The sequence below is a fragment of the Leifsonia sp. TF02-11 genome, assembly GCF_017565305.1.
Taxonomy (GTDB): domain Bacteria; phylum Actinomycetota; class Actinomycetes; order Actinomycetales; family Microbacteriaceae; genus Leifsonia.
The window spans coordinates 221,328-237,577 of sequence record NZ_JAGEKP010000008.1; the positions used below are offsets into that span (position 1 = coordinate 221,328).

At 69.6% G+C, this 16,250-nt stretch carries 23 protein-coding genes; 9 read left to right on the forward strand and 14 right to left on the reverse strand.

The genetic code is table 11. From position 1 onward, the window contains the following. Positions 1 to 5 precede the first annotated feature (5 nt). Genes JNB50_RS13365 through JNB50_RS13380 form a run of 4 tightly spaced genes read right to left on the reverse strand, consistent with a single transcriptional unit; the run spans position 6 to position 887 of the window. A complete protein-coding gene (locus tag JNB50_RS13365) occupies positions 6 to 239 on the reverse strand; it encodes a hypothetical protein (RefSeq protein WP_208040624.1) in 234 nt (77 codons plus the stop codon). A 17-nt stretch (positions 240 to 256) separates the two neighbouring features. Further along, a complete protein-coding gene (locus JNB50_RS13370; protein ID WP_208040625.1) occupies positions 257 to 487 on the reverse strand; it encodes a hypothetical protein in 231 nt (76 codons plus the stop codon). After that, entirely contained in the window at positions 484 to 708 is a 225-nt protein-coding gene (locus JNB50_RS13375) for a hypothetical protein (protein WP_208040626.1), read from the reverse strand. Before JNB50_RS13375 ends, JNB50_RS13370 begins: the two co-directional genes overlap by 4 nt. Continuing rightward, a complete protein-coding gene (locus tag JNB50_RS13380; RefSeq protein ID WP_208040627.1) occupies positions 705 to 887 on the reverse strand; it encodes a hypothetical protein in 183 nt (60 codons plus the stop codon). Before JNB50_RS13380 ends, JNB50_RS13375 begins: the two co-directional genes overlap by 4 nt. A 127-nt stretch (positions 888 to 1,014) precedes the next feature. On the opposite strand from JNB50_RS13380, the gene JNB50_RS13385 reads away from it, so the two are divergent. Together JNB50_RS13385 and JNB50_RS13390 are read left to right on the forward strand one after the other, a co-directional pair. Further along, positions 1,015 to 1,422, forward strand: a complete 408-nt coding sequence (locus JNB50_RS13385; RefSeq protein ID WP_208040628.1) for a helix-turn-helix domain-containing protein — start codon at positions 1,015 to 1,017, stop codon at positions 1,420 to 1,422. Further along, positions 1,356 to 1,784 (forward strand): ImmA/IrrE family metallo-endopeptidase, encoded by a 429-nt coding sequence (locus JNB50_RS13390; protein WP_208040629.1) that lies wholly within the window; start codon positions 1,356 to 1,358, stop codon positions 1,782 to 1,784. Before JNB50_RS13385 ends, JNB50_RS13390 begins: the two co-directional genes overlap by 67 nt. Here the strand turns inward: JNB50_RS13390 and JNB50_RS13395 are convergent. Beyond that, entirely contained in the window at positions 1,781 to 1,969 is a 189-nt protein-coding gene (locus JNB50_RS13395; RefSeq protein ID WP_208040630.1) for a hypothetical protein, read from the reverse strand. The genes JNB50_RS13390 and JNB50_RS13395 overlap by 4 nt on opposite strands. 30 nt (positions 1,970 to 1,999) lie before the next feature. After that, positions 2,000 to 3,292, reverse strand: coding sequence for a tyrosine recombinase XerC (xerC, locus tag JNB50_RS13400; RefSeq protein ID WP_208040631.1), 1,293 nt, complete (start codon positions 3,290 to 3,292; stop codon positions 2,000 to 2,002). Between the two features lie 527 nt (positions 3,293 to 3,819). Between xerC and JNB50_RS25790 the strand changes: the two genes are divergently transcribed. From JNB50_RS25790 to JNB50_RS13415, 3 genes are all read left to right on the forward strand, one after another. After that, complete coding sequence (locus JNB50_RS25790; protein ID WP_208040632.1) at positions 3,820 to 5,025, forward strand: sensor histidine kinase; 1,206 nt, start codon at positions 3,820 to 3,822, stop codon at positions 5,023 to 5,025. Continuing rightward, positions 5,022 to 5,666 carry a response regulator transcription factor gene (locus JNB50_RS13410; protein WP_208040633.1) on the forward strand — a complete coding sequence of 215 codons (645 nt, stop codon included), beginning with the start codon at positions 5,022 to 5,024 and terminating at the stop codon, positions 5,664 to 5,666. Before JNB50_RS25790 ends, JNB50_RS13410 begins: the two co-directional genes overlap by 4 nt. Positions 5,667 to 5,812: 146 nt before the next feature. Continuing rightward, positions 5,813 to 6,628 carry a CPBP family intramembrane glutamic endopeptidase gene (locus JNB50_RS13415; RefSeq protein WP_208040634.1) on the forward strand — a complete coding sequence of 272 codons (816 nt, stop codon included), beginning with the start codon at positions 5,813 to 5,815 and terminating at the stop codon, positions 6,626 to 6,628. Here JNB50_RS13415 and JNB50_RS13420 read toward each other — a convergent pair. Next, positions 6,625 to 7,065, reverse strand: a complete 441-nt coding sequence (locus JNB50_RS13420; protein ID WP_208040635.1) for a PaaI family thioesterase — start codon at positions 7,063 to 7,065, stop codon at positions 6,625 to 6,627. The genes JNB50_RS13415 and JNB50_RS13420 overlap by 4 nt on opposite strands. 380 nt (positions 7,066 to 7,445) lie before the next feature. Between JNB50_RS13420 and JNB50_RS13425 the strand changes: the two genes are divergently transcribed. After that, entirely contained in the window at positions 7,446 to 9,737 is a 2,292-nt protein-coding gene (locus JNB50_RS13425; protein ID WP_208040636.1) for a hypothetical protein, read from the forward strand. Between the two features lie 224 nt (positions 9,738 to 9,961). Then, positions 9,962 to 10,327, forward strand: a complete 366-nt coding sequence (locus tag JNB50_RS13430; protein ID WP_208040637.1) for a hypothetical protein — start codon at positions 9,962 to 9,964, stop codon at positions 10,325 to 10,327. Between the two features lie 19 nt (positions 10,328 to 10,346). Here JNB50_RS13430 and JNB50_RS13435 read toward each other — a convergent pair whose 3' ends face one another. The 4 genes from JNB50_RS13435 to JNB50_RS13450 all read right to left on the reverse strand — a co-directional run bounded on the left by JNB50_RS13435 (position 10,347) and on the right by JNB50_RS13450 (position 12,924). Continuing rightward, on the reverse strand, positions 10,347 to 10,601 hold the full coding sequence (locus tag JNB50_RS13435; protein WP_208040638.1) for a hypothetical protein: 255 nt from the start codon (positions 10,599 to 10,601) through the stop codon (positions 10,347 to 10,349). Positions 10,602 to 10,720: 119 nt separating this feature from the next. Further along, complete coding sequence (locus JNB50_RS13440) at positions 10,721 to 11,368, reverse strand: response regulator transcription factor (protein WP_307794716.1); 648 nt, start codon at positions 11,366 to 11,368, stop codon at positions 10,721 to 10,723. Next, positions 11,365 to 12,480: a sensor histidine kinase gene (locus JNB50_RS25795; RefSeq protein ID WP_208040639.1), complete on the reverse strand. Its 1,116-nt coding sequence runs from the start codon at positions 12,478 to 12,480 to the stop codon at positions 11,365 to 11,367. Before JNB50_RS25795 ends, JNB50_RS13440 begins: the two co-directional genes overlap by 4 nt. A gap of 9 nt (positions 12,481 to 12,489) precedes the next feature. Beyond that, on the reverse strand, positions 12,490 to 12,924 hold the full coding sequence (locus tag JNB50_RS13450; RefSeq protein WP_208040640.1) for a hypothetical protein: 435 nt from the start codon (positions 12,922 to 12,924) through the stop codon (positions 12,490 to 12,492). A gap of 141 nt (positions 12,925 to 13,065) precedes the next feature. On the opposite strand from JNB50_RS13450, the gene JNB50_RS13455 reads away from it, so the two are divergent. After that, positions 13,066 to 13,659: a dihydrofolate reductase family protein gene (locus JNB50_RS13455; RefSeq protein WP_208040641.1), complete on the forward strand. Its 594-nt coding sequence runs from the start codon at positions 13,066 to 13,068 to the stop codon at positions 13,657 to 13,659. A gap of 70 nt (positions 13,660 to 13,729) precedes the next feature. Then, positions 13,730 to 14,959, forward strand: coding sequence for an ATP-binding protein (locus JNB50_RS13460; RefSeq protein WP_208040642.1), 1,230 nt, complete (start codon positions 13,730 to 13,732; stop codon positions 14,957 to 14,959). Between the two features lie 24 nt (positions 14,960 to 14,983). Here the strand turns inward: JNB50_RS13460 and JNB50_RS13465 are convergent, their stop codons facing one another. The 3 genes from JNB50_RS13465 to JNB50_RS13475 are packed head-to-tail and all read right to left on the reverse strand — an operon-like array spanning position 14,984 to position 16,198. Then, positions 14,984 to 15,421, reverse strand: a complete 438-nt coding sequence (locus JNB50_RS13465) for an SRPBCC domain-containing protein (protein WP_208040643.1) — start codon at positions 15,419 to 15,421, stop codon at positions 14,984 to 14,986. Further along, the gene (locus JNB50_RS13470; protein ID WP_208040644.1) at positions 15,418 to 15,819 is read right to left on the reverse strand and encodes a helix-turn-helix transcriptional regulator; all 402 of its coding nucleotides are present in this window, start codon (positions 15,817 to 15,819) and stop codon (positions 15,418 to 15,420) included. Before JNB50_RS13470 ends, JNB50_RS13465 begins: the two co-directional genes overlap by 4 nt. 1 nt (position 15,820) lies before the next feature. Further along, positions 15,821 to 16,198, reverse strand: a complete 378-nt coding sequence (locus JNB50_RS13475) for a VOC family protein (RefSeq protein ID WP_208040645.1) — start codon at positions 16,196 to 16,198, stop codon at positions 15,821 to 15,823. Positions 16,199 to 16,250 lie beyond the last annotated feature (52 nt).

Here is a 16,250-nt window from a genome sequence, read left to right on the forward strand (position 1 = left end):
TTCGTTCAGTGCTGGTTCGCCCAGTCGCAACTGAGCCCGTGGGAGCTGTTTGCGCAGTAGACGTGGCGGCCGTTCGGCAGGAGCACGTCGTTCACGACGACCCAGCCACCGCCGTCGGTCTGCGTGCGGGTGGTGTCCTTGCTCTGGACGACCGGGCCGCCCGCGCAGGACGTGAGGAGGAGTGCGCCTGCAGCGAGTGCGACGATGGCCGCGAGCTTGCGGGCCTTGTTCTTCTTCATCGGGTCTGTCCTTCGGCTCAGCGGGAGTAGTTGCGGACCGGACGGGCAGGCTTCGGCGGGCGGAGGATGGCGAGCACTTCCTTGATCGCCGGCGTCAGCACCCGCATGTGCGCCTCGGCGATCCGCTCCTGCTTCCGCGCGGTTCGCTGCTTGAACGCCTCGCGGTCGTAGAACGGCGTCGCGACCTTCGCCGGCTTCGAGAACTGGATGCCGGCGCGCTTCCGGGCCTTGCGTGCGGTGTTGCTCATTGGTCGTTGTCCTTCTTGTCGGGTTCCTCGTTGTGCGACCTGATCCAGCGCTTCGCCTCATCGGCCTCGACGTACTGTCTGGTGCCGCGTCGGAAGGTCGTGAGCTTCCCCGCGGCGATGTCGACGTAGATCTCCGATCTGGAGATCCCCGTTGCCACCGCCAGCTCGGGGAGGGAGTAGGAGAGCGTCTCCTTCGCGGGCGCTTCGATGGGGTGAGTCATGTGACTCCTTGGGTCAGTTGGGCGATGGGCACGTGCGAAAGGCCGCCGACAACAGCGAGGACCCGGATCTCGAAGGGCACCTCGCCAGCGAGGCGGAGGTTGAGATCGGGGACGCTGATGTCGGCGGCCTGGGCGACGCTCTCGATAGAGACGTCGTGCGCGGCGAGTGTGGTCTTCACGTTCGCCGCGACCTGGGTTGATCTTCTCGTCACAAGGGACAGATTGCATGTCCCTAGGGACAAGCACAAGCATGCAGGGACACTATTTCTTGCCCGAGGGGCGACCTGTCTAGCTAGACTGGAGACCGTGCCGAAGAAGAATCCTGTCTCCGCGATCGACCGCGCCCTCGCCAGCGTCCTCAAGGGCGCCTACAAGGTGAAGGGCCTCACGCAGGACGACCTCGTACGCGAGACCGGAATCACCGCGACCACCATGCAAAGGCTCATGGCCGGCAACACCGGGTGGGACATCGAGCAGCTGTTCGCGGTCGCCGATGCCATCGGCTGGAAGGACGCAGCCGACTACATGCGCGAGGCCGAAGAGCTCGCCGCCAGCGCCAAGCCGATGTCGGCGGACTCCGCTAACGTCACCCGCAACGGAACAAGGAAGGGTGACGATTGGCAGGGGGAGGAGCACGCACTCGAGGAGTGGGACGCGGCGGCGAAGCCGTCCAACACCGTCATCGAGATCAGCCCGGACGACGTCACCCCGTAGCGTACGACCCGTGGGAGCACGCCGACGAACTCGGCATCCGCGTTGAGGAGCAGACCCTCCGCACCACCCATGGTCTCTACGTCCCCGGCCGCGACCTGATCATCCTGAAGCGAGGCGTCTCCCACACGGTCGCCCGGTGCGTGCTCGCGCACGAGATCCAGCACTACCTCGCCGGCGACCGACGTGTTCCGTCGCTCCCGTGGGCGATGAAGCAGGAGCGCCGAGCCGACCGGGCCGCGGCGCGACGCCTCATCGACCCGAACGCGCTATTCGACCTTCAGCAGGCGTCCGACGACCCTGGGGTGTGGGCGTACGAGCTGCAGGTGACTGGCGACATCCTCCTCGCGTACCTGACGGCCTAAGCCTCGTGCCGCGGGGCTGGAGGCTGCTCACGTTTCGCCGGGCCGACGACCTTGCCGTCCTTGTACTGGAGCAGCCACGGCGGCTCCATGCCCGCTTCGCGGTAGGCGCGCTCGGCCCAATCGGAATCGTTCGCCGGGTATCGACCGTCGAAGCCGTCGGCTGCATCGCGCTTGTTCGGGCTCATGCCCGCAGTGTACGTCTGGGCACCGACGATTCAGACCGCGCTCTCCATGGGTGGCCCAAGCTCAAGCCGGCGGGCGGCGAGCATCTCAGGGACGGAGCGCATTGCGGCAACGTGCCGCGGAGTGACGGCGCGCGTGCGGTAGTCCTCCGACTGGAGGCGTGACGAGTGGCCGACGATGTCCTTGATGACGTCGGAAGGCACACCGGCAAAGAGGAGCAGATCGACAGCGGTGTGCCTTGCGTCGTGGAGCCGCACCTGTGGGACGCCAGCGCGGTCGAGGAGATCGTGCCACATGCGGTTGCAGACCGCAGGGTCGATGGGTGAGCCGTCCGGCATCCGCCAGACCAGCCCGTGAGGGTTCGGCTCGTCCTTGGTCGCCGCGATGTGCGCGGCGACCATCGACTTCAGTGGCTCGACGAGTGGCGGAGTCCGCCACCCCGACTTCGTCTTCGGGCGCGCCAGCCACAGGCCGCCCACGAGGTTCACCGCCTCGTGCTTCGGCGGGATCGGCACCCACCGTTGCGGGCAGTCCGTCCCGCGCTTGCGACCACACGCATAGATCTTCTTCTTCGCCGCGTTCTTGCCTTCACAGCCGTGTTGCCAGATGAACCGCTGCAGCTGCCAGGACAGCTCCATGGCGTGGCCGCGCTCACCGAGGATCACCGTGTCGCGGATGCGGTCGGGCTGGAAGCCGAGCAGCTCGCCCTCGCGCGCGCCCGTGAGGAGGAACGCAGCCCAGAGGGTGCCGAGGGGGTCGTGCTCGGCGGTGTCGAGCACCTGGAGGCCCTCGTCGATCGTGAGCGCGCTCGTGTGCGAGGCAGCCACCTGCGGTGCGTCGACGAGGGTTGCGACGTTCCGCGTCGCTTTCCCCTGCCGCTCGGCGTACTTGAGAGCGTTGGAGAGCACCCGGTGCACCTGCAAGGCCGTCGTCGATGACCGCCCCAGGTCTTCGGTGAGGCGCTCGTGCACGGCGATGACGTCGGCCGGCGTAAGCTTCTCCAGCCGCTTCGACCCGATCACGGGGAGGATGTGGTTCTGGATCAGGCCGTGCCAGTTGTTCGTCGTGCGGGGCCGGTTCTTCTTGAGCGCGACCTTCGTGAACCAGACATGCATCCACGCCTCCACGGTCGGTGACGACGTCTCAAGGTCGCCTGTGCGGTCGAGCTCGCGCTGCAGCGCTCGCATCTTCTTGAGCACCTCGGCCTTGGTCTTCCCGGAGACCTTCTTGCGGCGGCGCTTGCCGTTCCGCGGCGGGAGCTCGATGGAGGCCCGCCAGAGCGTGCCGTCCCTGTAGATCGAGCCCTCGCCCTTGCCACGCGTCATGCGCCGTTCCGTTCTGCCGAGTGAGCGCGGCCGGCCAGGGGGGACCGAGCGCTCAGTTGAAGATGCCGCGGGGCTCCGTTGCCCCCGACATTCTTCTGTCGTGGGCGCTCCACCGGCCGTCGCTGAGGACTCCGGTGTGCTGGGTTCTTCTACGATCCAGATGCGTAGACTTCATCTGTCGGTCCACCCTTTCCGTGGTTCGACGCGAAGGCTCCGAGCTACTGTCCAAGGCTGCTCGGGGCCTTCACTTCTATGGAGCCAAAGTTGGAGCCATTGGCCCGTATCCCGACATACACGAGGGGACACGTAGGGAAAGCGTATATCGCCCTGGGGGCAGAAATCAAGTCCCGAGGGCGACAAAACGTCGGACTACGGATCAGAAGGTTGGGGGTTCGAATCCCTCGTGGCGCACAGGATCACCACCGAACTGGTTGAGACAGTACAGGAAGCCCTCGCGTGAGCGGGGGCTTCTTCGTTTCGCCGCGCTCGGGCGATACGCCTACTCCCACCTCCCCCACAATGGATACGTGAGCGAACGCACAGCGGTGGGACGGCCGCCCCGCCCTTCGCTCTTCTCCGGCCCCCGCGCCGACCTCTGGCTCGCCGCCGCACTGCTCCTCGCCAGCGCCGCGCTCGTCCTCTGGGGCGGCGAGTCGACCGCGTCGCTGCGGTCGGCCTGGTGGCTGCCGGTTGCGCTGCTGCAGTGCGCCGCCGTGGCCGTGCGCCGTCTCCTCCCGGGGGTCGCGCTGGCCGTCGCCTGGCTCGGCGCGCTGCTGCAGGTGGCGCTGGTGCAGGAGGTCGGGCCTCAGAACGTCGCCATCCTGGTCGTGCTCTACTCAGCCGCCGCCCACGGCGGGCGGGTGACGCGGGCGCTCGGGCTGGTCTCGGCGCTCGCCGGGGGAGTCCTGGCGGGCTGGTTCCTCGCGGTCGCCGTGCCCCGGGCGGCGGGGACGCAGCCGGGGTCGGTTCCTTTCCTGATCGGGCTGTGCGCGGCCATCCTGCTGTTGGCGTGGGGAACCGGCCTGCTGCGGGCTGTGAGCCGGCGGGCGATGGCCGACCGGCTGGCGGCGGCTGCGGCGGCGGAGCGGGCGCGGCAGGCTATCGCCGTCGAGGAGGAGCGCGCACGGATCGCGCGCGACATGCACGATGTCGTGGCGCATTCGCTGACCGTGATGATCGCGCAGGCCGAGGGTGCCCGCCTGGTCGCCGAGACCCGGGGCGGGGCGTCGCCGGACGCGTTGAACGCGATCGCGAACACCGGGCGGACCGCGCTGGCCGAGGTGCGCGGGGTGCTCGCCGATCTCAGGAGCGGAGACCGCGACAGTGCCCAGCCGTCGCTGGCGCGCGTCGACGCGCTCGTCGCGCAGCTGCGGGCGAGCGGCGTTCCCGTCGCGGCCTCGTCGTCGGGGGAGGAGCGGCCGCTGCCCGCCGCGGTGGATGTGGCGGGATTCCGGATCGTCCAGGAGGCCCTGACCAACGCGGTACGGCACGGCAGCGGTTCGGCCGGCCCCACCCTCCATTTCGAGTGGGCGGACGGGGCGCTGCTGCTGACCGTGCGCAATGCGCTCGCTTCGACGGGTGGGCCAGCGGAGATCGCTCCCGCGCGCGGCCACGGACTGATCGGGATGCGCGAGCGGGCTCACGTCGTCGGCGGCACGGTCGTCGCCGGCGCGGAGGACGGCGCCTTCGTGGTCACGGCGATCCTGCCGTACGAGTCGGGGGAGCGCACATGAGCATCCGCGTCGCCGTGGTGGACGATCAGGCGCTGTTCCGCGCCGGTGTCGCCCTCATCATCGGCACCCAGCCCGACCTGGAGCTCGTCGCCGAGTGCGCATCGGGGGAGGATGCCGTCCGCCTGGTGCGGGAGACCAGCGGCATCGACGTGATCCTGATGGACGTGCTCATGCCGGGTCTCGGCGGCATCGCCGCGACGTCCGCGATCACCGCTCTCCCCGGCGCGCCCCGCGTGCTGATGCTGACCACGTTCGAGGACGACGCCACCGTCGCGCAGGCGATCGCGGCCGGCGCGAGCGGTTTCGTCCTCAAGGACGCCAGGGCTGAGCTGCTGCTCTCGGCCGTCCGCTCGGTGGCCGACGGCACCGCCGTGCTCGCCCGCTCCGCGCCACTCGGGCAGCTGGCGCGCGGAGTCGCGGCGAGCGCCCCGACACCGCCGGAGTACGAGACGCTCACCGCGAGCGAGCGCACGGTGTTCCGCCACGTCGTGGCGGGGCTGAGCAACCGGGAGATCGCCGACGTCGCCTTCCTCAGCGAGGCGACGGTGAAGTCGTACGTCTCGCGGATCCTCGCCAAGGTCGGCGCGCGCGACCGCGTGCAACTGGTGCTGTTCGCGGTCAGGCACGGCCTCACCGACTGACCGCCCGAGTCGGGAAATCCACTGAGTCCACGAAAGTTGATTCGAGGTCGCAACCTTCGTTGACCGGGTCGACGCTGCAGGAGGACGCGCCGCCCCGACCCGCATTCCTAGCGTGGAGATCACGTCCACGTCACGAAAGCGAGCCCATGTTCCCCTCCCTCTCCGGCACCACCAAAGCCGGGATCTTCATCGCCGGCGTCCTGCTCATCTCGCTCACGACCGCCGGGATGCTCGGCGGCCTGATCCTGGCCGTCTCGCCCCTGCTGATGACCCTGTTGATGATGTTCGTCGTCACGCGCGACGGGTACTCCAGAGAAGGCTGGCGCACGATCGGGGTCACCCGCCTCGGCCTGAAGTGGTGGCCCGTCACGCTGCTGGCGACCGCGGGAGTCAGCGCCCTGACCTATACGGCGGTCGTCGCGCTCGGCGCGGCTTCGTTCACCGTCGCCCCCGGCGCCGGCGCCGACCTGCTGAGTCTGTGCATCTCCGGGCCGATTCTGGCGTTCGCCGAGGAGATCGGCTGGCGGGGCTACCTGCAGTCGCACCTCGCGCGGCGCATCGGGCAGCCGTGGTCGTGGATCGTCGTCGGCGCCGTCTGGGTGTGCTGGCACCTTCCCTACATCCTCTTCACGCCGTACTACCACACCGACGGCAACCGGGTCCTCGTGCTGATGCTCTTCACCGGAAGCGTCTTCGCGTTCTCGATCCTGTTCGGCGTGCTGCGCGAACGCTCCGGGAGCCTGTGGGTGGCCGTGCTCGCGCACTTCGGCCACAACGCCGCGTTCGCGTGGATCGGATCCGACCTGATCACGACGAACCGCCCTGTCCTGGTCGAGGAATACCTGGCAGGCGACACCGGACTCTTCGTCCTCCTCGGCACGGCCCTCAGCGCGGCTCTTCTGCTGGTGCAGCGCGGTCGTGCGGCGCGGCGGCAGCCGGTGGCGGCGGTCACCGGCGGCTAACGGTCGGCCGTCTGTTCCGTCGCCACCGCCGTCCCCTGCCCGCTCGCGACCAGCACCGGCCCGTCGTCCGTCTCCGCGAACACCTCGCAGCGCACCGCCGCCTGACGCCGTGTGGTGCCGACGACCGTCGCGATCGCCGTGAGGTCGCCGCGCGCGGGCCGCAGGTAGGAGACCGTGATCCCGGAGGTCAGGAGCTCAGGCCCGAGGCGCGTGCCGGCCGCGAAGGTCACCGCGTTGTCCACCGCGTACGCGATCACTCCGCCGTGCACGAACCCGAACTGCTGGCGCAGCGCACTGCGGAAAGGGACGCGCACCTCCACCACTCCCGGCTCGAACCGCGTCAGCTCGGCACCGATCAACACGGTGAAGTCCTGCGCGGCGAACGCCGCCCGCGCGGTCGCCACCGCCTCGTCCCACCCGGCGTCCTCATCTCTCATGGGGACATCCCACACCATCGGCGGGGTGGGTGGCGAGAGTCGGTCCGGTAGGTGCTCCAGCCACGAGGACGTTCAGTGCCGATCGCGCCGGCCGGTGCGCGCCGCGAACCGGAATCGGCGCGGGGCGGACCCTATGGACCTTCGTCCCGACGCGTGAGCGGGCGGAGCTCCGCGCGGGCTACACCCTCTCGAACGACGGCGATTTCTCCGTCGACCAGCTCGATCCCCGCACCGGCTACGTCATCCGCCCCGCCGGCAGCCCGGCGCTCGATCGGCAGACGGCCAAGAGCGAGCGACTGCGGGTGCGCGGGCTGGCGGGCGCGAGGGTTCCCGGAAATCACCCCTAGAACAGGGCACATTCCGTGTCGTACCCTGGCCGGGTGCGGTCAGGGCGCGGCTGGGGACGTCTCGCGGCCGCCGCCGGCGCAGCGGCGCTGGTGGCGGCGTTCGTCAGCGCGATCGGCGGCGGTGTGACCACTCCGGCGCAGGCGCAGTCGCCGAATCCGCTGGAGGTCACGTACGTCGCGCGGGTGTGCGACCACTACACCGACATCATGGCGAACAAGGCCAGGAACAACATCCAGGAGTCGCTGTTCAACCTGGGGCCGGACTCGACGTATTCGCCGAACGGGATCGTCGACCCCACCGCCGAAGCGACAGGCTCGCCGAACTGCCGCCCCCTGACGGGCTGGACGTTCTCGACCGGGCAGGGGATCACCTCCAAGTCGCCCTCCACGGAGAACCTCTCGACCGTGACCGGCGTGTTCCGCTCCGACATCACGACGCAGGCGAGCACCCCGCTGCTCGACCCGCAGGGAAATCCGGTCCTCGGCCCTGGAGGGCAGCCGCAGACCATCGCCGGCGCCGTGACCGTGCGGCTCAACCCGGCAGAGGCATCGTGGGCGCAGAGCGGCCGCACGGTGTGGGTGGAGGGCGGAACCCCGACCGCGGCGCTCAACGGTCACACCGACCTCGGCTTCGGGGCACTGCGCTGCACGCAGGATGCGCTCAACGGCGACAACGTCGACGCCGTGACGTTCCCGCAGTCGCGCACGCACGTGTTCTGCTACTACTACGCGGTGAGCCCGCCGCCTCCTCCCGGCACGATCACGGTCGTCAAGCAGGTGAACGGCGCGCAGGGCGACACGTTCGGCTTCCAGGGCAACATCTCCTACAACCCGGGCGGGGCGTTCGCGATCGCTGCGGCTCCCGGCTCGCCCGGTTCGATGGAGTTCGTCCGCGGCGCCACCCTCGGCAGTCTCACAGAGCCGCCCTGGTCGTTCACCGAGCAGAGCAGACCGGGATGGCAGGCGCCGACGCCTGCCGTGTGCACCTCCACCAACGGGCTCAGCCAGATCACCACGTCGGGCGCGACGACGAGTGTGAACCTGGCTGCGGGCGACAGTGTGACCTGCACGTACACGAACACGCCGACGCCGCTCGGTCTCGGCGAACTGGCGAAACGGTCGTACGGGGCCGTCGGGAGCTTCCCCTTCGCCATCACCGGGCCGGCGGCGACCGAGAACTTCACCGCGACGACGACGACGCCCGGTGCGCCGTCGGTCTTCGCGACACGCACCGGCGCACCTGCCGGAAACTACACCGCTGCGGAGACCTTCCCCACCGACTTCAGCCAGACCGGTCCGGGAACGTGGCGGATGACGGGCGCGACCTGCAACGACGCGGGCATCCCGGTGACCAACAGCGCGACGGGTGCCTCGGCCACGTACACGGCTGCTCCGGGCACCGATGTCTCGTGCTTGTTCACCAACACGTTCACGCCGTCGGGTTCGATCGACATCTTCAAGACCACCGAGGGAGGCGTCGGCCGCTTCGAGTACGCGGTGATCGCGAACGCGGACAACCTCACCAAGGTGGCCGACCCGGAGGCGACGACCACGACGCCCGGCGTGGAGGTGCAGGCGCAGCCGTCGGCGACGGGCCTCTCCGCCGCGGCCCCGGGGACGGACTACACCATCATCGAGTCGATGCCGGCCCCCGACTCTCAGGGATTCTGGGTCCTCGACTCCGTCGATTGCGGAGCCAACACCGTGTCGGTCGACCCGGCAACGGCGAGCGCCGTCGTCGAGTTGCGCCCCGACGCCGCCGCCGCCGCGTGCCACTTCGTCAACCGGTTCCAGCCGTACGGCACCTTCTCGGTCGTCAAGACGACGACACCCGACCGCGCCCTGCGCCCGGGCGACGCGGTGATCGCGGTCACCTGCTCCGACAGCTCGTTCGACGGCAGCTTCAGGGTGGCGGCCGGCGGGGGAGCCAACGACAGCGGTATCGTCGCCACCGACACCACCTTCACGTGCACGGTGACGGAGCCCAGCACTGGTGCGGCCTCGGGCGTCGATGTGACGACGACGGCCTACCTGGAGGTGGACGGAGGCGCCCACCAGCCGTACACCCTGGGGCAGACGTTCACCGTCGAGCTCGGTCACGCGACGGAGGTCGTCGTCGCCAATGCGATGGCGTTGGCACCCCCGACGCCCACTCCCACCCCGACGCCTGTCCCGTCGCCGTCGCCGTCGACCGAGCCGTCCGGTCTCGCCGACACAGGATCGACAGGTCCCCAGCCGTGGATCCTGCCGGTCGCCGCGCTGCTCGCGGCGGCGGGAGTCGCCGCGGTTGCCGGCACACGGATGAGAAGGTCGCGCGGTCGGTGACGGCTGATCGTTCCCGGTCGTATGGGAGCGGAACCCCGCTCCCATACGACATCGGGTAAGACGCCGGCGCGTTCGAGACGCCCCCTAATCGCGTGCGCGCGCACCGGTGACCCTTCAAGGGTAACCGCAGAATAGACCGTACAGTCGACCCTGTTTCGGCGCGGTGCACCGGGTGGGACGTCGGGCCTGCCCGAAACCGGAGCCCGCTGGTTATGCTGTGCGCCATGAGCACGAAGAGCAGGCAGGGACCGCATCAGGAGGAGACGCTGCACCTGGGCGCTCATCGAGGGATGTGGGGAGCGTTCGCCGGACTGATCACGGCCGTGCTCATCGCCTACCCGCTGTCGGCGAGCATCGCGTTCGCGACGCATCCGGCGACGCAGAAGCTGTTCGGGGAGCGGCTGGCCTCCGCGTCCCAGGCCGGCTACCAGGCGTTCTGGTGGATCATCGCGCTGGGCTGCCTCGCGCTGCCGTTCATCGTGGGGTACGGCATCGCGAAGATGTCCGGTCGCACCCTCGCCATCATCGGCGGGGTCGTCGTGGTCTTCCTGATCCTGGTGATCGTGATGGGGCAGATCTTCCTGTTCTGAGCGTGCGCGTGCGGACGCCTCAGAAGTCCGCGTCGCCGAGTTCGTCGGCGTTCAGGTCATCCGGCGACCCGATCACGGCAGGAACGCACTCGGCGAACGCGTAGCGCAGGAGCACCGGCCACTCGCTGGAGTCGACCAGGTCGAAGACGTCGACGACGGCCGCTCCGCCGATGTGGGAGGGCACGCGCAGCTCGAACGGCGGTTCGCTCGTCCGCTCGAACTCGATCTCGTACGCGATGTCGCCGCGCTCGAGGACGGCCAGCACGATCTCCATGTCTTCTGTCCTACCCGTTCTGCTCCGCCCCGACCACCCCTTCCCGCGCCATCGAGGGGCACGTCGTTGTCGCTTTCGGCGGTCGAAAGTGACAACAACGTGCCCCTCGGCGGAGGCGACTACAGGGTGAGCAGGCCGCGGCGGAAACCCTCGGCGACGGCGGCCGCCCGGTCGCCGACGCCGAGCTTGGCGTAGATGCTGAGCAGGTGGGTCTTCACGGTGGCCTCGCTGAGGTGGAGTCGCTCCCCGGCCACCCGGTTGGTGGCACCGTCGGCGACGAGGGCCAGCACCTCAAGTTCGCGCGGCGACAGCAGGCTCGACTCCGGCGTGCGCACGCGACCGACCAGCCGCGACGCGACGGAGGGTGCCAGCACCGCGTCGCCGACCGCCGCCGCCCGGATCGCGCGCAACAGGTCGTCGCGCGGCGCGTCCTTGAGCAGGTAGCCGGTGGCGCCCGCCTCGATGGCGGGCAGCACGTCGGAGTCGCCGTCGAACGTCGTGAGCACGACGACCCGGCACGGGAGGCCGAGCCGGGTGAGCTCGCGGATGGCGGCGACGCCGTCCATGCCGCGCATGCGCAGATCCATGAGCACGACATCCGGGGTCAGCACGCGCGCGAGCTGTACGGCCTCCGCGCCGTCCGACGCCTCGCCGACGACCTCCACACCGGGATCGGAGGCGACCATGCCGACGATGCCGTCCCGCACGACGGGATGGTCGTCCACGACCAGGAGGCGGACGGGCGCCTCAGCGCTCGCCGTGGTCACGCCGGCACCTCCACTCGGATCGCGGTGCCGTGGCCGGGACGCGACTCCACGACCAGGCCGCCGGCGACCGACTCGATGCGCTCGCGCATCGCCACCAGGCCGTAACCGCCCTGGTCGGACGGTCCCCGCTCGACCGGGCCGGCGTGCGGGTCGAACCCGCGGCCGTCGTCCCGCACTTCGAGACGCGTTCCGGTCGCGTCCGCGCGCAGGGTCAACCGCACCCGGCGGGCTCCGGCGTGGCGCTCGACGTTCGCGAGGGCCTCCTGCGCGGTCCGCAGCAGCGCGACCTCCACGTCGGTCGGCAGAGCCGTGGCGTCTCCGCTCGCGCTGACGTCGCACGGGATGCCGGTGCGCTCCGTCCACGTGCGCGCCAACTGGCCGATCGCATCCGGAAGCCGCATCGCGTCGAGCGCGACCGGCCGCAGTGCCTTCACGGAGCGGCGCGCCTCGGCGAGTCCGTCCCTGGCGAGGGCGATGGCCGCCCGGGTGTGCCGGGCGCGGGAGGCGTCGTCCGGCGCCTGTTCCGCCGCCTGCAACTGGGTGACGATGCCGGCGAAGCCCTGTGCGAGCGTGTCGTGGATCTCGCGCGCGAGCCGCGACCGCTCCTGCTCGGTGGCGCGGAGGTTCACCTGGCGTTCCGCCAGCCGCAGCGACCAGGAGAGTCCGCACATGGCGACCACGTTCAGCAGCAGGATGCCGACGCCGCCGACGATCCCGGCCGTGTCCCACCCCAGCGGCGACGCCTGGGCGAGCCCGGCGACGACCGCGGTCGCACCGACGGCCAGGAGCTCCCACGGCCACGGCACGATCGAGTAGGCGAAGGTGAAGACCGCGATGGTGAGGAAGCCGAACCAGCTGTCCCTGAACACCAGTGCCAGGCTGAGCGCGATGAGCCCGGTCATGAACACGGCGATCGCGGCCGGGTGCTCGCGCACGGTCGGCGGGAGCCTGCGCCAGACGATGATCCACATCGCAGTAACCGCGCAGAGGATCAGCGTGGGCACGAGCTGCGCCCACTCGCCCCACTGCACGCCGAGGGTGAAGGCGACCAGCACCGCCAGCACGACGTACGGCGTGACCGTGAGGACTGTCCTCCAGCGCGGATCGATCACGTTCAGACCCTACGCTTTCGCGGGCACCAGCGCGCGGGTGCGCGGGAGGTTCGCGATGATCGCGACGGGCAGCACGAGGAGGCCGCACACCGCCTGCTCGATGCGCACCCAGCCGGGCAGGAAGCCGGGGATGGCCACGATGACGATGACGGCGGCGACGATGATCGGTGCGACGATCCGCAGCCGCAGCAGGGCGTTGCGCGAGCCGCGTGCCGCGCCGATCCCGAACACCAGCAGCAGGACGGAGCTGGCGAGGACGATCGAGCAGCGGATCCAGATGGCGATGTCCACGCCGACGCCGACGGCTGTCAGCACGGCGAGGAAGGCGACCATGGCTGCGCTGAGGCCGACGAACGACCAGAGCAGGGCGAGAACCGGGCGGAAGGCCGCGCGGCGGGCCGTGGCGTGCACGGCGGCGGTGGTGGGGAGAGGTGTCTCGGTCATGTCCCCAGCCTCCCGGGAGGGGCCGGCGCACGGATCGACCGAACGGTCAGACCCCGTCACCGATCGGTTGACCCTGTTGCGGGCCCGCCCGACGGGGTGTAGACGGGTGGGGAAACCGCAACCGATAAGGGAGGTCGTGTCATGTCTTCGATCGTCGTGCAGTCATTCGTCACCCTCGACGGTGTCGTGCAGGGCCCGGGCGGCCAGGAGGAGGACGTCAGCGGAGGGTTCCCGTACGGTGGCTGGCAGTTCGACTACGACGACGGCGGCACGGTCGAGGCCTGGGAGGAGAACACCGAGGCCCTGCTGCTGGGCCGGCGCACCTACGAGATCTTCGCCGGCTCCTGGGGTGTCTGGAGCGAGGACGCGGAGGGCTTCCAGGGCGAGCTGACTCGCAGGTACAACCGCATCCCCAAGTACGTCGCGTCGCGAACGCTGGGCGAGGTCGGCTGGAAGAACTCGTACCTGCTCGGGCCGGACGTCCCTGCCGCGGTGGATCGGCTCCGCTCCGAGCCGGGAGGCGAGATCCGGGTGTGGGGCAGCACCGAGCTCATCCGCACCCTGGCCGAGCACGACCAGGTCGACGAGTACCGCCTCCTGGTGCACCCGCTCGTGCTGGGAACCGGCAAGAAGCTCTTCGGCGACGGCTTCCCGCACTCGCGCCTCGCCCTGGTCGAGTCGCGGTCGATCCCGTCGGGGGTCGTGGTGAACGTGTATAGGAGGGCGGATGGGTGACCCGGGTTTCGTTTTTTAGTGTGCTTTATTGATTTCTAGTAAAGCGGTCTAAAACCGCAAAGCTCGTCGGATGGACAGCCTGCTCAACCCGTACACGCCGAACGCGGGCGCTTCGCCTGGGATCATCGTCGGCCGAGAGGAGCAGACGATGTCGTTCACGCGTCTGCTCGGCCGGCTAGCCCGTGGCCGGACGGACCAGTCGATGATCATCACCGGTCTGCGAGGGGTCGGCAAGACCGTCCTGCTGAATGAGTTCATCGACATCGCCCGCCGCGAGCGATGGGAGGTCATCGACTTCGAGGCAAGCAAACACGACGACGGTCAGTTCCGGCGAACGATGTTCTCCCAACTCCGTGCCGCCCTGCTGCTGTCACCGCGTGCACGTTGGAGTGAACGAGGGCGTTGGGCGGCAGAAGTTCTGAGCGCATTCGCAGTGACGGCGAACCAGGACGGGTTCGCGGTCACCTGGGATGTTCCTCCTGCGGAAGGGCTCGCCGATCACGGTGATCTCGGGATGGACCTCACCGACGTATTCGTCGCCATCGGCGAGGCTGCGAAGGAGCAGGGCAGGGGATTGGCCCTGCTCATCGACGAAGTGCAGTTTCTCCGTGCCTCCCAACTTGGGGCACTGATTCAGGCCGTGCACAAAACCGTGCAGCGACGCCTTCCCCTGACGTTCGTCGGAGCGGGGCTGCCGCAGATCGCGGAGTTGGCGGGCGACGCGAAGTCCTATGCGGAGCGTCTGTTCACGTTTCCCGAGATCGGATCGCTGTTTGTCGAGGATGCTCGGAATGCGCTCACGGAACCGGCAGCGTCCGAACACGCGAAGTTCGACGACGACGCTGTGGACCTCGCGGTCGAGATCACTCACGGCTACCCCTACTTCATCCAAGAGCTCGGATATCAGGTCTGGGAGGTCGCGGAGGGCGAATCGATCACGCGCGCCGATGTGGAGATGGCCCGCGAGGCGTACGAGGCCAAGCTCGACAGTTCCTTCTTCCGCGTCCGTCTCGATCGGGCGACACCCTTGCAGACGGCGTACATGAGGGCGATGGCACAGCTCGGTTCCGATCCGCAGAAGGCTGCCGATGTCGCTCGGGTCATGGGCCGCGAGTCGACGCAACTCGGGCCGACGCGCGCGGAGCTCATCGACATGGGTCTGCTGTACACGCCGGAGCACGGGTACGCAGCGTTCACGGTGCCGGATTTCGACGCGTTCATGACGCGTGCGGTGCCTGAGCTCGTCGTGCCCGACGTGCAGAGAAGACGTCGGCGTCACCCCGTCGACGACGCTGGGTGACCCCGACCCCTCACACCCCACCCCTCACACCCGCCCCAGCGCCGCCACCATCCGCGTGAACACGTGCGACCGCCAGCCGCCGTTCATGATCCGGAACGCGCGCGCCTGGTCGGGGTCGTCGAGGTCGAAGCCCTCCTGGGTGAGCAGGAGGCGGGTGCCCGTGCCCTCGGGCACGAGTCGCCAGGTGACGACGGTGTCGAGCGCTGTGCCCTCGCTCGACCACGAGATGCTCAGCAGCCGGCCGGGGTCGACCTCCAAGACCTGGCACTGAACGATGCCGGAGAACGAGGTCTGCGGCACCGGCTCCGTGCGGAACTCGAAGCGTGTGCCGACAACGGGCGCGAAGCCGTCGTGCGGCATCAGCCAGCCGGCGAGGAGGTCGGGCTCGCTGAGCACCCGCCACACCTTCGCGGGCGGGTGCGGCAGGAATTCGTCGAACTCGAACGTGGTGAGCGTGGTCATGCGACCTCCGGGTCTTCGGGCGCGGGTGCGGGTGCAGGTTCGGGCGCGGATGCGGGTCCGTCCGCGTCCGGCAGGGCGTCCAGCGTCGCGTGGAGGCGTCGCATCCGTTCGCGCCAGAAACGCTCGTGCGGCGCCATCCAGTCGCGCAGCTCGCTCCAGGGCTCCGGGGCGAGCGCGTAGTAGACGTTGCGCCCGGCCGTGCGCTCGACGACCAGTCCCGCGTGACGGAGTGCCTGCAGGTGTTCGGACACCGACGGCCGGCTCATCGAGAACCGGGCGGCGATCTCGCCGGTGGTGCTCTCGCCCGCGAGCAGGAGGTCGAGGATGTCGCGGCGGGTGGGGTTCGCCAGGGCGCCGAAAAGCCGGTCGGCCGCCGTGTCTTTCGCGCGGACGGGCACGTCAGCCCTGCTGCAGCAGCACGAAGCCGTTGCCGTCAGGGTCAGCGAACTGTGCCTGAACACCCCAGCCGACCTGCTCCGGGCCGGTGACCGCCACCCCCGCGGCGCCGAGCGCGGCAACCACTCCCGCGATGTCGTCGGTGTGGAGCACGATGCCCTGCTGCCAGCCGGGCGCGGCCTGGCCGGGGAACGGCGGGTGCAGCGTGAAGTCGACGGCGCTGCCTTCCGGAGCGACCGACAGCCAGCGTGCGTCTCCGTACGCGGTGTCTGCGCGCACCTCGAAGCCGAGCACGTCGCGGTAGAACGCGAGCGCGCGGTCCTGATCGGCCACGGGGATGGTGACGGTCTGGATGCGGACGCGGGGAGTGGGGGAGGTCATGGCAGGAGTATATGCAGGAAAAAACCTACCAATCAAGTCTGCGGAGACGTCG

Bases quoted from the DNA above. Each gene is read 5' to 3' on its own strand.
- JNB50_RS13365 (WP_208040624.1), bottom strand. From the start codon at position 239: ATGAAGAAGAACAAGGCCCGCAAGCTCGCGGCCATCGTCGCACTCGCT.
- JNB50_RS13370 (WP_208040625.1), bottom strand. From the start codon at position 487: ATGAGCAACACCGCACGCAAGGCCCGGAAGCGCGCCGGCATCCAGTTC.
- JNB50_RS13375 (WP_208040626.1), bottom strand. From the start codon at position 708: ATGACTCACCCCATCGAAGCGCCCGCGAAGGAGACGCTCTCCTACTCC.
- JNB50_RS13395 (WP_208040630.1), bottom strand. From the start codon at position 1,969: ATGAGCCCGAACAAGCGCGATGCAGCCGACGGCTTCGACGGTCGATAC.
- xerC (WP_208040631.1), bottom strand. From the start codon at position 3,292: ATGACGCGTGGCAAGGGCGAGGGCTCGATCTACAGGGACGGCACGCTC.
- JNB50_RS13410 (WP_208040633.1), top strand. From the start codon at position 5,022: ATGAGCATCCGCGTCGCCGTGGTGGACGATCAGGCGCTGTTCCGCGCC.
- JNB50_RS13415 (WP_208040634.1), top strand. From the start codon at position 5,813: ATGTTCCCCTCCCTCTCCGGCACCACCAAAGCCGGGATCTTCATCGCC.
- JNB50_RS13420 (WP_208040635.1), bottom strand. From the start codon at position 7,065: ATGAGAGATGAGGACGCCGGGTGGGACGAGGCGGTGGCGACCGCGCGG.
- JNB50_RS13430 (WP_208040637.1), top strand. From the start codon at position 9,962: ATGAGCACGAAGAGCAGGCAGGGACCGCATCAGGAGGAGACGCTGCAC.
- JNB50_RS13435 (WP_208040638.1), bottom strand. From the start codon at position 10,601: ATGGAGATCGTGCTGGCCGTCCTCGAGCGCGGCGACATCGCGTACGAG.
- JNB50_RS13450 (WP_208040640.1), bottom strand. From the start codon at position 12,924: ATGACCGAGACACCTCTCCCCACCACCGCCGCCGTGCACGCCACGGCC.
- JNB50_RS13455 (WP_208040641.1), top strand. From the start codon at position 13,066: ATGTCTTCGATCGTCGTGCAGTCATTCGTCACCCTCGACGGTGTCGTG.
- JNB50_RS13460 (WP_208040642.1), top strand. From the start codon at position 13,730: ATGGACAGCCTGCTCAACCCGTACACGCCGAACGCGGGCGCTTCGCCT.
- JNB50_RS13465 (WP_208040643.1), bottom strand. From the start codon at position 15,421: ATGACCACGCTCACCACGTTCGAGTTCGACGAATTCCTGCCGCACCCG.
- JNB50_RS13475 (WP_208040645.1), bottom strand. From the start codon at position 16,198: ATGACCTCCCCCACTCCCCGCGTCCGCATCCAGACCGTCACCATCCCC.